Here is a 13,833-nt window from a genome sequence, read left to right on the forward strand (position 1 = left end):
GCCGGGCTCGTTTTATCGCGATGCTGCGTTTCTCGCCGGCTCATTTGGCCAGCCAAACTTCGCGGCTCGTGCCTTGCCTCGCGATAAAACGGGCTCCGGCGCGGTCGTGCTGAAACGGGAACAGACCCTGCGCCGCAAGGTCTGCACGATGATCTGACTGATCGCCTCGGCGTCGCTCTCCAACGCGCGGCGGATCGACCAACCCGCCCCGTTCTCAGCCATGCCGCAATACCGTCATCGCCGTCTCGGCCGAATCGCCCAACTGCGCCGTGCGCGCGTAACGCAGGGTGGCGTTGGCGTGCTCGCGCATGATCCCTTCGGCGCGAGCGCCCTGGCCGTTGATCAACGCATCGTAAACGGCGTGATGCTGCATATGGGCGAAGCTGAAACGGCGGTATTCACGGGGCATGTCGTTGCCATCCACCGCCAGGGAGCTGACCGAGGCGAACGGCAAGTGATCGTTGCGCGCCAGGGCCACGGCGATGGCGCTGTTACCACTGGCCTCGATGATCGCCTGGTGAAAGCGCTTGTTGAGGTCGTGATAGATTTCCAGCTCCTCCATCACCACATGGCCTTTTTCGAACAGACGATCGCCCTCCACCAGGCAATCGTGCAGCCGGTTGCGAATAGCTTCGGACAAGCCGCGCTCGGCAGCCTGGCGCGCCGCCAACCCTTCCAGCACACCCCGCACCTCGACGGCGCCCGCAATATCGTCGTCGGTCACCGCACGCACCGTGTAACCGCGGCCGGGGGCCTTGCACAGCAGCCCCTCCTGCTCGAGCGTGCGAAAGGCAATGCGTATTGGCGTGCGCGAAACCTGCAGACGCTCGGCCGTGGGAATCTCGGCGATACGTTCGCCGGCCACCAGCTCGCCGGAGGCAATCATCTGTCGCAATGCTGCCAGTACCCGCTGTCCGGATTTGTACATCATGCCCTCGTCGCCACCATCGGAAGTCGCATCATACCGCCCGCCAGCGCTGCAGCGCCCAGCCAGCAAGACCGGCCGACACCACTTCGAACAGCGCAGCCCAGAGATTGAAGGTCTGCTGCGCGCCGCCATCGAGCCACAGGCCGGCGATACGCCCCAGCACCAGGCTGACATAGAGCACCAGCAGCAGGATCAACGCCGGGCGGGTCAGATCACGCGACCACAACCCCAGCCCGAGAAACACCGCCATACCGACCTGCAGGGTGCCGTAATAGGCACGCACATCCGTCACCGCGGCCGCCTCCATCAGCAACATGCCGCTGACGGCGCCCATCTCGTGAGGGCGCAGGAAATAGGCGAGGCCAAAGCCGGCGAGTACCAGAATCTGCACAGCGAGAAACACACGGGCAAACAGCATGGGCGTAGTCCTCCAAATAGGTTGAGCATAGGTCACTCAACGCTGCAGCCGGAAGGCGCTCGGCGTCTGGCCGGTCAGGCGCTTGAAGAAGCGCGAAAAATACGCCGGTTCGGAGAACTGCAGGGCGTCGGCGATCTGGCTGAGGGTCATCGACGAATACACCAGCAAGCGTTTGGCTTCGAGCAATTGCCGCTGGTGCACCAGCGCCTGGGCGCTTTGACCGGCGTAACGGCGGGTCATGCCGTTGAGGTGCGCGGTGGTGATGCCGAGCCGCTTCGCGTAACACTCGATCGACAGCTGCTCGCGGAAATGTTGTTCCACCAGGCGGGTAAAGGCGGCCAGATGTTGCTCGCCGCGCGCCGGCCGATCAGCGGCCTGACGCACCAGCACCTGACGCCCGAGCCAGACGGCCAGCACGCCGACCAGCGACTGCAGCAGCAGATTACGTGCCGGCGCACTTTGCCCGTACTCCTGGTCGATAGCGTCGAACAGGGTGTCCAGATACCCCTGGTCGGCACCCACCGGATACAGCGCCGGCGCGCTGAACACCGGGTGCTGAGCGCCCAGATGCGCCTCCAGTTGCGCCACCAACGGCGCGGCCAGGGTCAGCACGTAGCCATCCACATCGTCGGAAAACTGGAAGCCGTGCACACACAACGCCGGCAGTACCTGCAGCGCCGCTTCTTCGATGCGCGTCTGTACACCTTCCACTTCGATCAGCGCCCAGCCGCGACGTAGATAAAGCAACTGCAGCAGATCCGGATGGCGATGGGGTTCGATCACCCAGTCGTGCAGGCGGCTGCGCTTGGGAATCGACTCGCAGTGCAGCAGGTCGGGCGTCGGCCACTCCAGGGCGTCGCCATACAGCTTGAACACCGGCACGGCGATTTGCTGCTGGGTCATGGCGCCTCCTTCAAGAAATGGCCGATAGGCGAACGGAGTTTATAAAAGTCCAAGTAAACGACGTGAATTTGCCTTATCCGCCGGACAAGTCCAATCAAAAATACAAACACAAGCGTCCATTACAACAAGCAGAGGACAATCCATGAAAACCTCCGTCGCCATTATCGGGGCCGGCCCGTCCGGCCTGCTGCTCGGCCAGTTGCTGCACAAGGCCGGTATCGACAACGTCATTCTCGAGCGACAAAGCCCCGACTACGTGCTCGGCCGAATCCGTGCCGGGGTGCTCGAACAGGGGATGGTCGATCTGCTGCGCGAGGCCGGCGTAGGCGCACGGATGGAGCGTGAAGGATTGGTACACGATGGCTTCGAGCTGGCCTTCGACGGCCGTCGCGAGCGCATCGACCTCAAGGGGTTGAGCGGCGGCAAGACGGTGATGATCTACGGGCAGACCGAGGTCACCCGCGACCTGATGGAAGCCCGCACGGCCAATGGCGCACCGATTCACTACGAAGTCAGCGACGTGCAATTGCACGACCTGAAGGACGGCACTCCCCACGTCACCTATCGAAAGAACGGCAAGGAACATCGCCTCGACTGCGACTACATCGCTGGCTGCGACGGTTTCCATGGTGTGTCGCGGCAATCGATTCCAGCCGAAGCTCTGCAGGTTTTCGAGCGGATCTATCCATTCGGCTGGCTCGGCGTGCTGGCCGACACCCCGCCAGTGGCTGAGGAGCTGATCTACGCCAGCCACCCACGCGGCTTCGCCCTGTGCAGCATGCGTTCGCCAACACGCACCCGCTATTACGTGCAGGTAGGACTCGAAGAGCAGGTAGAGGATTGGCCCGACGAACGCTTCTGGGACGAACTCAGGTCGCGCCTGCCAGCCGACACCGCGGCCAGCCTGGTGACCGGCCCATCCATCGAGAAGAGCATCGCGCCGCTGCGCAGCTTCGTCGTCGAGCCCATGCAGTACGGCCGCCTGTTTCTGCTCGGCGATGCCGCCCATATCGTCCCGCCGACCGGTGCCAAGGGCCTCAACCTGGCCGCCAGCGACGTCAATACCCTGTACCGCATCCTGCTCAAGGTCTACCGCGAAGGCCGTACCGACTTGCTCGAACGCTACTCGTCGATCTGCCTGCGTCGCGTGTGGAAAGCCGAGCGCTTCTCCTGGTGGATGACCGGCTTGCTGCACAACTTCCCGGATACCGACGCCTTCACCGCGCGCATGCGTCAGACCGAACTGGATTACTTCGTGGGCTCCGAGGCGGGGCGCACCAGCATCGCCGAAAACTACGTGGGTCTGCCCTACGAAGCCATCGAATGAGGTAAATGCTCTCTCGCAGCGCTATGCTCGCTCAACGTTCATCGAGGATCCCAGCATGCGCCCACTGCTTCTGCTCGCCGGCTTGTTCGCCGGCATCGTCCAGGCCGCCGAGCCACTCACCATCGACGTGCACCGCGATGCCAATTGCGGCTGTTGCAAGGGCTGGATCAGCCACCTGGAGGCCAACGGCTTTCAGGTCAACGATCACGTTGAAACCGATATGCACGCCGTCAAGCAGCGCCTCGGCGTGCCCGAGCACCTGGGCTCCTGCCACACCGGCGTGATCGACGGCAAATTCGTCGAAGGTCATGTACCGGCGGCGGACATTCTCGCCCTGCGCCAACGTCCGGATCTGCTTGGCATCGCCGCCCCTGGAATGCCCACCGGCTCGCCGGGCATGGAGCGCGGCGACATCCGCGATGCCTATCAGGTCATCGGCCTGGACGCACAAGGCGGCGAAAGCGTGGTCAGTAGCTACCCGGGCAACTGATTGAAAGGACTAAAGCATGCGCTGGAAACGAGCACGACGCAGTGACAATGTGGTGGATGCCCGCGGCGGCGGATCGCGTTTTGGTGGTGGCCGCGGCCTGAGCCTGGGCGGTATCGCCATTGTCGTGGTGGTCGGCTTGCTGATGGGCCAGGATCCGCTGCAGATCCTCGGTCAGTTGGCGGGCCAATCAGACTCCTACTCCACCAGCCAGACGGATCGCCCCGCCACCAACGACGAGCAGTCGGAGTTCGTGCGAGCGGTTCTTGGCGACACCGAAGACACCTGGCGCGAGATATTCCAGTCCGCCAATCGCCAGTATCAGGATCCAACCCTGGTACTGTTCGATGGCGGCGTGAATTCCGCATGCGGCTTCGCCAGTTCGGCGGTCGGCCCCTTCTATTGTCCGGGCGACAAGCAGGTCTACCTGGATCTGAGCTTCTTCCGCGATCTGGAACAGCGCTACGGCGCGGCTGGCGACTTCGCCCAGGCCTATGTGATCGCCCACGAGGTCGGTCATCACGTGCAAACCCTGCTGGGCGTCTCCGCCAAGGTCAATGCGGCACGCCAGCGGGGCGAAAATCTGGAGGGTGCCAATGGGCTGCTGGTGCGTCAGGAGCTGCAGGCCGACTGCCTGGCCGGCATCTGGGCGCATCACGCGCAACGGCGCCTGGACTGGCTGGAACCCGGTGATCTGGAGGAAGCCCTGAACGCCGCCAACGCCATCGGCGACGACCGTCTGCAGCAGCAGGCCCGTGGTCAGGTGGTGCCGGACTCCTTCACCCACGGCACCTCGGCGCAGCGCGTGCGCTGGTTCACCACAGGCTTCGAAGGCGGCCAGGTCAACGCCTGCGACACCTTTTCAAGCGCACGGCTGTGAGCGTCTAGACTGAGTGGGCATGCGGGTACAGGCGCATGCCCAACCACGGTAGCCAGGGTCGGCAACCGCCCACCCCACGGACAAGGAATGTACCGATGCCCATTCGCAATGACAGCGTTCTCCACGACACCGAAGACAAGGGCTGGTGGTGCCATCACGGCCTGCATCTGGAGCGCAGCTTCGTCGAGCTGTGTAGCCGTCATCTGCGGCTACACGCCATGGAAAACCCGGAAAAGACGCACAACCCCTACGCTCCGGATCTTCTGGTCGAGGGTCGGCTGGCCGATCTCAAGGTGCAGAACACCCCCTTCTTCGTCAGCGCCCGCTATGGCCTGGATCCACGACGTACGGTGACCTTCAACCGCAAGGACTACGAACGCTATTCGCGGCTTTATCCACAGATCGACATTTATTACTGGGTCGACTGGACGCAGACCGAATCGCGCTTTGGCCGTGTCGACTACCTGGCAGGCATCTATCGCCTGCCCTTTGCCGAACTCGTCAAACTGATCGAAGCACCCGCACCAGAGCACCACTACAGGCATCGCCTCCAAGACACTCAGGGCAACGCCCGCTCATCCTTCCTGCTCGATCTGAATCGATTCGAAACCCTGCTGGAGCGCGATACGGCTACCGCACCGAGTATCGGCTAGGGCTGGCCGGCTGTACGCAAAACCCTGTGGACAGGCATACTTTGCGTTTTTCCAACGTCGGGCTTTCTGAAATGCGCATTCTTGTCACCGGCGGTGCGGGCTTCATCGGCTCCGCGCTGATTCGTCACCTGATGAACGACACCGATCACGAGGTGCTCAACCTCGACAAGCTGACCTACGCCGGCAACCTGGAATCCCTGAAGCAGGTCGCGGAAAATCCTCGATACAGCTTCCTGCAGGCTGATATCGGCGATCAGCCCGCGGTGGCCGATGCGCTGCAGCGTTTTCAGCCCGACGCCATCATGCATCTGGCCGCCGAATCCCACGTCGACCGCTCCATCGACGGCCCGGCAGCGTTCATCCAGACCAACATCGTCGGCACCTACGCCCTGCTCGAAGCCACCCGTGCCTACTGGCTGGGCCTGGACGATCAGCGTCGTCAGGCGTTCCGCTTCCATCACATCTCCACCGACGAGGTGTATGGCGACCTGCACGGCGTCGACGACCTGTTCACCGAGCAGACGCCCTACGCGCCCAGCTCGCCCTATTCGGCCAGCAAGGCCGCCTCGGATCATCTGGTACGCGCCTGGCAGCGCACCTACAGCCTGCCGGTGCTGCTGACCAACTGCTCGAACAACTACGGCCCGTATCACTTCCCGGAAAAGTTGATCCCGCTGGTCATCCTCAATGCGCTGGATGGCAAATCGCTGCCGGTGTATGGCAACGGCCAGCAGGTGCGCGACTGGCTGTTCGTCGAGGATCACGCCCGCGCCCTGCTGCAGGTGGTCACCCGCGGCGAGGTTGGCGAGACCTACAATATCGGCGGCCACAACGAGCAGAAGAACCTCGATGTGGTGCACGCCATCTGCGACCTGCTCGACGAGCTGCAGCCGCGTGCAGCAGGCTCTTATCGCGCCCAGATCACCTTCGTCACCGACCGCCCCGGCCACGACCTGCGCTATGCCATCGATGCTGGCAAGATCGAGCGCGAACTGGGCTGGACGCCGCAGGAAACCTTCCCCAGCGGCCTGCGCAAGACTGTGCGCTGGTACCTGGACAACCTCGACTGGTGCCGCCGCGTCCAGGACGGCAGCTATCAGCGTGAGCGGCTCGGCGCCCCCATGGAGCAACAACAATGAAAGGCATCATCCTCGCCGGAGGCTCCGGCACCCGCCTGCACCCGATCACCCTGGGCGTGTCCAAGCAACTGCTGCCGATCTACGACAAGCCGATGATCTACTACCCGCTGTCGGTGCTGATGCTTGCCGGCATCCGCGAGATCCTGATCATTTCCACACCCCACGACCTGCCGCAGTTCCAGAAGATGCTGGGCGACGGCAGCCAGTTCGGCCTGCAGTTGAGCTACGCCGAGCAGCCCGAACCGGATGGTCTGGCGCGTGCCTTTATCATCGGCGAGCAGTTCATCGGCACTGACCCGGTGTGCCTGATCCTCGGCGACAACATCTTCCATGGCCAGCACTTCACCGAAAAACTGCTGCGCGCCGCCCAGGCGGAAAAAGGTGCCACCGTGTTCGGCTACTGGGTCAAGGATCCCGAACGCTTCGGCGTGGTCGAGTTCGACGACCAGGGCCAGGCCATTTCCATCGAGGAAAAGCCGGCCCAGCCACGCTCCCACTATGCGGTAACCGGGTTGTATTTCTACGACAACGACGTCATCGAGATCGCCAAGGCAGTCAAACCCTCGCCCCGCGGCGAGCTGGAAATCACCGACATCAACAATGCCTATCTGCAGCGTGGCGACCTGCGCGTGGAGCGCTTCGGCCGTGGCTTTGCCTGGCTCGACACCGGCACCCACGACAGCCTGCTGGAAGCCTCGCAGTACGTGCAAACCATCGAGCACCGCCAGGGTCTGAAAGTCGCCTGTCTGGAAGAGATCGCCTACGGACAGGACTGGATCGACCGCGAATGCCTGCTGCGCCAGGCCAAGGCGTTCGGCAAGACCGGCTATGGCCAGTACCTGTTCAGCCTGGCCGAGGACAATTGATGCAAGTCATCCAAACCACTATCCCCGATGTACTCATTCTCGAACCCAAGGTGTTCGGCGATGAGCGCGGCTTCTTCTTCGAAAGTTTCAATGCCCAGGCCTTCACTGACGCGACCGGCCTGCAACGCCAGTTCGTTCAGGACAACCATTCGCGCTCGCAGCGCGGAGTGTTGCGCGGCCTGCACTATCAGGTGCAACAGGCCCAGGGCAAGCTGGTGCGGGTCACGGCTGGCGAGGTGTATGACGTCGCCGTGGATCTGCGTCGTCAGTCACCGACGTTCGGCCAGTGGGTCGGCGCGCACCTCTCTGCCGACAACAAGCGGCAGATGTGGGTGCCGGAAGGCTTCGCCCATGGTTTTCTGGTGCTCAGTGAATACGCCGAGTTCCTCTACAAGACCACCGACTACTACGCGCCCGCCCATGAGCGCTGCATTCGCTGGGATGACGCCAAGCTGGCCATCGACTGGCCGCTGCAGGAACAACCGCAATTGTCGGCCAAGGATCAGCAGGGCCGGGGCTTCGACGAGGCCGAGCTGTTCCCATGAAAATCCTTCTGCTCGGCCAGCACGGCCAAGTCAGCCGTGAACTGCAACTGCTGCTCGGCAAGCAGGACGAACTCACAGTTCTGGGCCGCGAACAGCTTGACCTAGGCAACCCGCAGCGCATTCGCGAGTGCGTACGTCAGGTACGCCCACAGCTGATTGTCAACGCTGCCGCGCACACCGCGGTCGATGCAGCGCAAAGCGAGCCGGATGCCGCTTTCGCCATCAATGCAATCGCGCCCGGCGTGCTCGCCGAAGAAGCTGCCGACCTCGACGCGCCGCTGATCCACTACTCCACCGATTACGTGTTCGATGGCAGCAAATCCGCGGCCTACAACGAGGATGACGCTCCCAATCCGCTGAGCGTCTATGGCCGTAGCAAGCTGGCCGGCGAGCAGGCCATCGCCGCGGTTGGCGGCAAGCATCTGGTCCTGCGCACCAGTTGGGTGTATTCGCTGCACGGACGCAACTTCCTGCTGACCATGCAGCGCCTGCTGCAGGAGCGCGAGCAGCTCAGCGTGGTCGCCGACCAGATCGGCGCACCGACCTGGGCCGGCAGCATCGCCGCCGCCACCCAGCAGCTGATCCAGCGCTGGCAGACGGAGCAGGTCGCGGCCTGGGGCCTCTATCACTTCACCGCGCGTGGTGAAACCTCCTGGTTCGGCTTCGCCGAGGCCATCGCCGTGCAGTTGCAGGCGCAAGGTAAATCCGTCGCGCAACTGACGCCCATTGCCACCACGGACTACCCGACGCCGGCACAGCGCCCACTCAACTCGCGTCTCGACGGAACCCGCCTGGAGCGTGACTGGGGCGTACGTCTGCCGGATTGGCAGGATGGCCTGGAACAGTGCCTGAACAACCCACGCTAGCAAAATGCAACGGCGGATTACGCTTCGCCAGACTACGCGCCCCGATCCGCCCTACGCCCGGATCACGGCACAACGCCAACCGTAGCCTGGATTAGCCGCAGGCGTAATCCGGGTTGGGCTTATCGGCCTCAGACTTTTGCCGTCATAATGCGCAGGTCTCTCTGGCGTCCATTTCATGAACACGATTCCCACCACCATGCCCAAACGCCCACGCTGGCGCAGTCTGGCCCTGCTGGCGCTACTGCTGGCGCCGCTGCTATGGCCGTTGCAACACCTCGCCGAGCGTTACTACCGTGCCGAACTGACCGAGCAGAATCGTCAGACCCTCGACCTGTACGTGGCCAACCTGCTGGGTACCCTGCGGCGCTACGAAGTGCTGCCGCCGATTCTCGGCGACCTGCCGGGTCTGCGCACCGTGCTGGCGACGCCAGGTGATGCCAGCGCTCAGGCAGCGGCCAATCATCTGCTCAAGCGCGTGCGTCAGCAGACCGGTGCCGACGTGATCTACCTGATGAATCCCTCCGGCGAAACCCTGGCGGCCTCCAACTGGGATCAGCAGGACTCCTTCGTACGCGGCAACTTCGCGTTCCGCCCTTACTTCCAAGAGGCCCTGGCCGGCCGTCTGGGACGCTTCTTCGGCCTCGGCACCACCTCCGGCAAGCGCGGTTACTACTTCGCCTCCGCCGTTTACGACGGCACCCGGAAGATCGGCGTCATGGTGATCAAGGTCGACCTCGACCACACCGAAAGCCTGTGGGGCAATACCCCGGAACAACTGCTGGTAACCGATGCCAATGGCGTGGTGATTCTTACCTCGCGCCCGGACTGGCGGTTTCACGCCAGTCGCCCGCTGGACAAGGCCGAGCGCGCCTCCATCGCCGCCATCCAGCCGTATCCGACCCAGTCGCCACCGCCCCTGCAGCTCGATGCCGATGTCTGGCTGACGCAAAGTCGGGTGCTCGACGAAACCGGCTGGAGCGTCAGCATCCTCGCCCCACGGGTGATGCTCGACCGCTCGGTACGTACCGTGGTGGCCATCGGCGGCGCCACCCTGCTGGTGCTGATTCTGCTGCTCGGCCTGATGATGCAGCGGCGCCGCCACTACCTCGACCGCATCGCCCTCAACACCCGCGCCCGCCAGGAGTTGGAGCAGCGCGTACAGGAGCGTACCCAGGATCTGGAGCGCCTCAACAGCCGCCTGAAGCAGGAAGTACTGGAACGCGAGCAGGCCCAGCAGGAACTGGTTCAGGCTCAGGACGAACTGGTACAGGCCGGCAAACTGACTGCCCTGGGTACAATGAGTGCCAGCATCAGCCACGAACTCAATCAGCCGCTGGCGGCCATCCGCAGCTATGCCGAGAACGCCGGCGTGCTGCTCGACCACGAGCGCACTGAAGATGCCCGCGGCAACCTCAGGCTGATCAGCCAGCTGACTGAACGCATGGCCTCGATCATCGCCCACCTGCGCGCCTTCGCCCGCCGCGACCGGCATGCCCCGGAAAGCGTGGCCCTGCAGCCGGCCCTCGACGACGCCCTGGCGTTGCTGGCCAAGCGCCGTCGCGCCATGGATGTGGAGCTGATCCGCGACCTGCCCGACGCCACCCTCTGGGTACAGGCCGGCGAGACGCGCCTGCGCCAGGTGCTCAGCAACCTGCTGGCCAACGCCCTCGATGCCCTCGGCGAACGTCCGCAGCCGCGGCGCATCTGGATCAGCACCGAACTGCACGACAATCTGCTGGAATTGCACCTGCGCGACAATGGCCCGGGCTTCTCCGAGTCAGCCCTGGCCCACGCCCGTGAGCCCTTCTTCACCACCAAGACCAGTGCTCAGGGCCTCGGCCTCGGCCTGGCGATCTGCGACACCCTGATGCGCGCCCTGGGTGGCGAGTTGCTGTTCAGTAACCATCCCGAAGGGGGCGCTCATCTGATCCTGCGCCTGCGCACCGCTGAAAATGGCGTGAACATCCAGCCGCCCGAGGACTTCGCCGTATGACCACCATCGACGCCCGTACCCAGGTTCTGCTGATCGACGACGACCCGCACCTGCGCCAGGCCCTCAGCCAGACCCTCGACCTCGCGGGTCTCAAGGTCACCACACTGGTCGATGCCCAAGGCCTGGCCGAGCGCATCGACCGCGACTGGCCCGGCGTGGTGGTCAGCGATATCCGCATGCCCGGCGTCGACGGCCTGCAACTGCTGCAGCAACTGCACGAACAGGATCCGGAGCTGCCAGTGCTGCTGATCACCGGCCATGGCGACGTGCCCCTGGCCGTGCAGGCCATGCGCGCTGGCGCCTACGACTTCCTGGAGAAACCCTTCGCCAGCGAGGATCTGCTGGAAAGCGTCCGCCGTGCCCTGGCCCTGCGCCGCCTGGTGCTGGACAACCGCAGCCTGCGTCTGGCCCTGGCCGACCGCCAGCAACTCTCCGGGCGGCTGGTTGGCAACTCGCCTGCCATCCAGCGTCTGCGCGAACAGATCGGTTCCCTGGCGAGTATCAGCACCGATGTGCTGATACTCGGCGAGACAGGCGCCGGCAAGGAAGTGGTGGCCCGCGCCCTGCACGACCTGTCAGGCCGCCGCGACGGTCCTTTCGTGGCGATCAACGCTGGTGCCCTGGCCGAATCCGTGGTCGAAAGCGAGCTGTTCGGGCACGAGCCCGGTGCCTTCACCGGTGCGCAGAAGCGCCGTATCGGCAAATTCGAATTCGCCAATGGCGGCACGCTGTTTCTCGACGAGATCGAGAGCATGAGCCTGGAGGTGCAGGTCAAGTTGCTGCGTCTGCTGCAGGAGCGGATGGTCGAACGCCTCGGCGGCAACCAACTGATCCCTCTGGATATCCGCGTGATCGCCGCGACCAAGGAAGACCTGCGCACCGCTGCCGACCAGGGCCGCTTCCGTGCCGACCTTTACTACCGTCTGAACGTCGCTCCGCTACGCATTCCACCGCTGCGCGAGCGCGGTGAAGACATCCTGGTGCTGTTCCAGCACTTCGCCAATAACGCCAGCACCCGCCACGGCCTGACCCAGCGCGAGCTGCAGCCCGGCCAGCGGGCCATGCTGTTGCGCCATCCCTGGCCGGGCAACGTGCGGGAACTGCAGAACGCCGGCGAGCGCTTCGCCCTGGGGCTGGATCTCGGCCTGGAGCTGTCGCTCGACAGCCAGTTGCACAGCGCGCCGCTGGCCGGCAGCCTCAGCGAGCAGGTCGAGGCCTTCGAACGCGCATTGATCGCCGCCGAACTGACCCGCTCTCACGGCTCGTTGCGCAGTCTGGCCGAAGCTTTGGGCGTGCCGCGCAAGACCTTGCACGACAAATTACGCAAGCATGGATTGAACTTTGCCGACGCTGGCGGTATTTCGCCAGATGACATCGAATAAATGAGCGGATTATTGCCGACTATTTCATCTACCCTGCAGACCTCTTGTAAAAGCCGGCAGCCGCAAGGGTTGCCGGCGCCTGTCGGGAAATCCAGCAAGCCATACCTGATAAGGCTTTGCGCTTGACGCAAAACTGCCCTGCGCGTTTTCGTCGCAGGCTGGCACAGTGCTTGCTCTAGTCCCCATCAGCGAAAAACAAGTACAAGTCCAGGTCTAAATCGCGGCCAACCGATCCTGCCGTTTCTGCGGCAATCCTCGACTCGCTCTTGTTCGCTCGTTTCAGCGCCCCACCAAAGGGGTGCGCCGTCCAACAACAAGATAGGCAACAAACAAGAGGAAGCATCCCCATGTTCAATTTCACTGCCAAAGCGCTGGTCTGCGCTCTGTCGCTGAGCATCGCCGGCCTGGCCCAGGCTGCCGACCCGATCTCCATCAAGTTCTCCCACGTGGTTGCCGAGCACACTCCGAAAGGTCAAGGCGCACTGCTGTTCAAGAAGCTCGTCGACGAGCGTATGGACGGCAAAGTGACCGTGCAGGTCTACCCGAACTCCTCGCTGTTCGGCGACGGCAAGGAAATGGAAGCGCTGCTGCTCGGCGACGTACAGATCATCGCCCCGTCCCTGGCCAAGTTCGAGCATTACACCAAGCAGATCCAGATCTACGATCTGCCGTTCCTGTTCAACGACATCAGCGCTGTGGATCGCTTCCAGCAGAGCCCGGAAGGCAAGTCCCTGCTCACCAGCATGGAAAGCAAAGGCATCACCGGCCTGGGTTACTGGCACAACGGCATGAAGCAGCTGTCGGCCAACAAGAAACTGGTTGAGCCGAAAGACGCCCGTGGCCTGAAATTCCGCGTACAGGCCTCCGCCGTGCTCGATGAGCAGTTCAAAGCCCTGCGCGCCGCGCCGCGCAAAATGAGCTTCGCCGAGGTGTATCAAGGCCTGCAGACCGGTGTGGTCAACGGTGCCGAAAACCCCTACTCGAACATCTACAGCCAGAAGATGCACGAAGTGCAGAAGTTCATCACCGAGTCCGACCACGGCGTGCTGGACTACATGGTGATCACCAACACCAAGTTCTGGGAAGGTCTGCCGGAAGATATCCGCACCGAACTGACCGAGATCCTCGCCGAGGTCACCGTCGAGGTGAACAAGCAGGCTGAAGCCCTGAACCAGAAAGACAAGCAGCGCATCATCGATGCCGGCACCACCGAAATCGTCACCCTGACTCCCGAGCAGCGTGAACTGTGGCGCGAAGCCATGCGTCCGGTGTGGAAGAAGTTCGAAGGCGAGATCGGTGCTGATCTGATCAAGGCTGCAGAGAACTCCAACCAGGCCAACTAAGGCCGGGCCAACGGCCTGATCATCCGGCCGCGCCTATCTGGCGGCGACTCCAGAGCGGAGTCGCCGCCCGCTTTACCGATAACGACATTCATCGCATGGCTGC

14 protein-coding genes are annotated in these 13,833 nt (G+C 63.4%); 11 read left to right on the top strand and 3 right to left on the bottom strand.

Going from position 1 to position 13,833, the window contains the following annotated elements:
* Positions 1-214 precede the first annotated feature (214 nt).
* From DNK10_RS04295 to DNK10_RS04305, 3 genes are read right to left on the bottom strand one after another with little or no spacing between them, the layout of a single operon-like run.
* A complete protein-coding gene (locus DNK10_RS04295) occupies positions 215-928 on the bottom strand; it encodes a GntR family transcriptional regulator (RefSeq protein WP_131190686.1) in 714 nt (237 codons plus the stop codon).
* Positions 929-959: 31 nt separating this feature from the next.
* Positions 960-1,346, bottom strand: coding sequence for a DUF4345 domain-containing protein (locus tag DNK10_RS04300; protein WP_131178044.1), 387 nt, complete (start codon positions 1,344-1,346; stop codon positions 960-962).
* Between the two features lie 36 nt (positions 1,347-1,382).
* Positions 1,383-2,249: a helix-turn-helix domain-containing protein gene (locus DNK10_RS04305; protein WP_131190687.1), complete on the bottom strand. Its 867-nt coding sequence runs from the start codon at positions 2,247-2,249 to the stop codon at positions 1,383-1,385.
* Between the two features lie 142 nt (positions 2,250-2,391).
* Here DNK10_RS04305 and pobA point away from each other — a divergent pair, with 142 nt between their 5' ends.
* The 11 genes from pobA to dctP all read left to right on the top strand — a co-directional run bounded on the left by pobA (position 2,392) and on the right by dctP (position 13,730).
* The gene (gene pobA, locus DNK10_RS04310; RefSeq protein ID WP_131190688.1) at positions 2,392-3,576 is read left to right on the top strand and encodes a 4-hydroxybenzoate 3-monooxygenase; all 1,185 of its coding nucleotides are present in this window, start codon (positions 2,392-2,394) and stop codon (positions 3,574-3,576) included.
* Between the two features lie 55 nt (positions 3,577-3,631).
* The gene (locus DNK10_RS04315; RefSeq protein ID WP_131190689.1) at positions 3,632-4,066 is read left to right on the top strand and encodes a DUF411 domain-containing protein; all 435 of its coding nucleotides are present in this window, start codon (positions 3,632-3,634) and stop codon (positions 4,064-4,066) included.
* Positions 4,067-4,082: 16 nt separating this feature from the next.
* The gene (ypfJ, locus tag DNK10_RS04320; RefSeq protein WP_131178048.1) at positions 4,083-4,943 is read left to right on the top strand and encodes a KPN_02809 family neutral zinc metallopeptidase; all 861 of its coding nucleotides are present in this window, start codon (positions 4,083-4,085) and stop codon (positions 4,941-4,943) included.
* Between the two features lie 95 nt (positions 4,944-5,038).
* The gene (locus DNK10_RS04325) at positions 5,039-5,596 is read left to right on the top strand and encodes a hypothetical protein (protein WP_131190690.1); all 558 of its coding nucleotides are present in this window, start codon (positions 5,039-5,041) and stop codon (positions 5,594-5,596) included.
* Positions 5,597-5,667: 71 nt separating this feature from the next.
* Entirely contained in the window at positions 5,668-6,735 is a 1,068-nt protein-coding gene (gene rfbB / locus DNK10_RS04330) for a dTDP-glucose 4,6-dehydratase (protein WP_131190691.1), read from the top strand.
* Positions 6,732-7,601 (top strand): glucose-1-phosphate thymidylyltransferase RfbA, encoded by an 870-nt coding sequence (rfbA, locus tag DNK10_RS04335; RefSeq protein ID WP_131178051.1) that lies wholly within the window; start codon positions 6,732-6,734, stop codon positions 7,599-7,601. The genes rfbB and rfbA overlap by 4 nt, the downstream gene beginning before the upstream one ends.
* The gene (rfbC, locus tag DNK10_RS04340) at positions 7,601-8,146 is read left to right on the top strand and encodes a dTDP-4-dehydrorhamnose 3,5-epimerase (protein WP_131190692.1); all 546 of its coding nucleotides are present in this window, start codon (positions 7,601-7,603) and stop codon (positions 8,144-8,146) included. Before rfbA ends, rfbC begins: the two co-directional genes overlap by 1 nt.
* Entirely contained in the window at positions 8,143-9,012 is an 870-nt protein-coding gene (gene rfbD / locus DNK10_RS04345; protein WP_131190693.1) for a dTDP-4-dehydrorhamnose reductase, read from the top strand. The genes rfbC and rfbD overlap by 4 nt, the downstream gene beginning before the upstream one ends.
* A 175-nt stretch (positions 9,013-9,187) precedes the next feature.
* On the top strand, positions 9,188-11,005 hold the full coding sequence (locus tag DNK10_RS04350; protein WP_208738776.1) for a sensor histidine kinase: 1,818 nt from the start codon (positions 9,188-9,190) through the stop codon (positions 11,003-11,005).
* On the top strand, positions 11,002-12,387 hold the full coding sequence (locus tag DNK10_RS04355; protein ID WP_131190694.1) for a sigma-54-dependent transcriptional regulator: 1,386 nt from the start codon (positions 11,002-11,004) through the stop codon (positions 12,385-12,387). The genes DNK10_RS04350 and DNK10_RS04355 overlap by 4 nt, the downstream gene beginning before the upstream one ends.
* Before the next feature lie 347 nt (positions 12,388-12,734).
* Positions 12,735-13,730 carry a C4-dicarboxylate TRAP substrate-binding protein DctP gene (gene dctP / locus DNK10_RS04360; protein WP_131178055.1) on the top strand — a complete coding sequence of 332 codons (996 nt, stop codon included), beginning with the start codon at positions 12,735-12,737 and terminating at the stop codon, positions 13,728-13,730.
* The last annotated feature ends 103 nt before the right edge of the window (positions 13,731-13,833 follow it).

The sequence above is a fragment of the Phytopseudomonas daroniae genome (assembly GCF_004327275.1).
Taxonomy (GTDB): domain Bacteria; phylum Pseudomonadota; class Gammaproteobacteria; order Pseudomonadales; family Pseudomonadaceae; genus Aquipseudomonas; species Aquipseudomonas daroniae.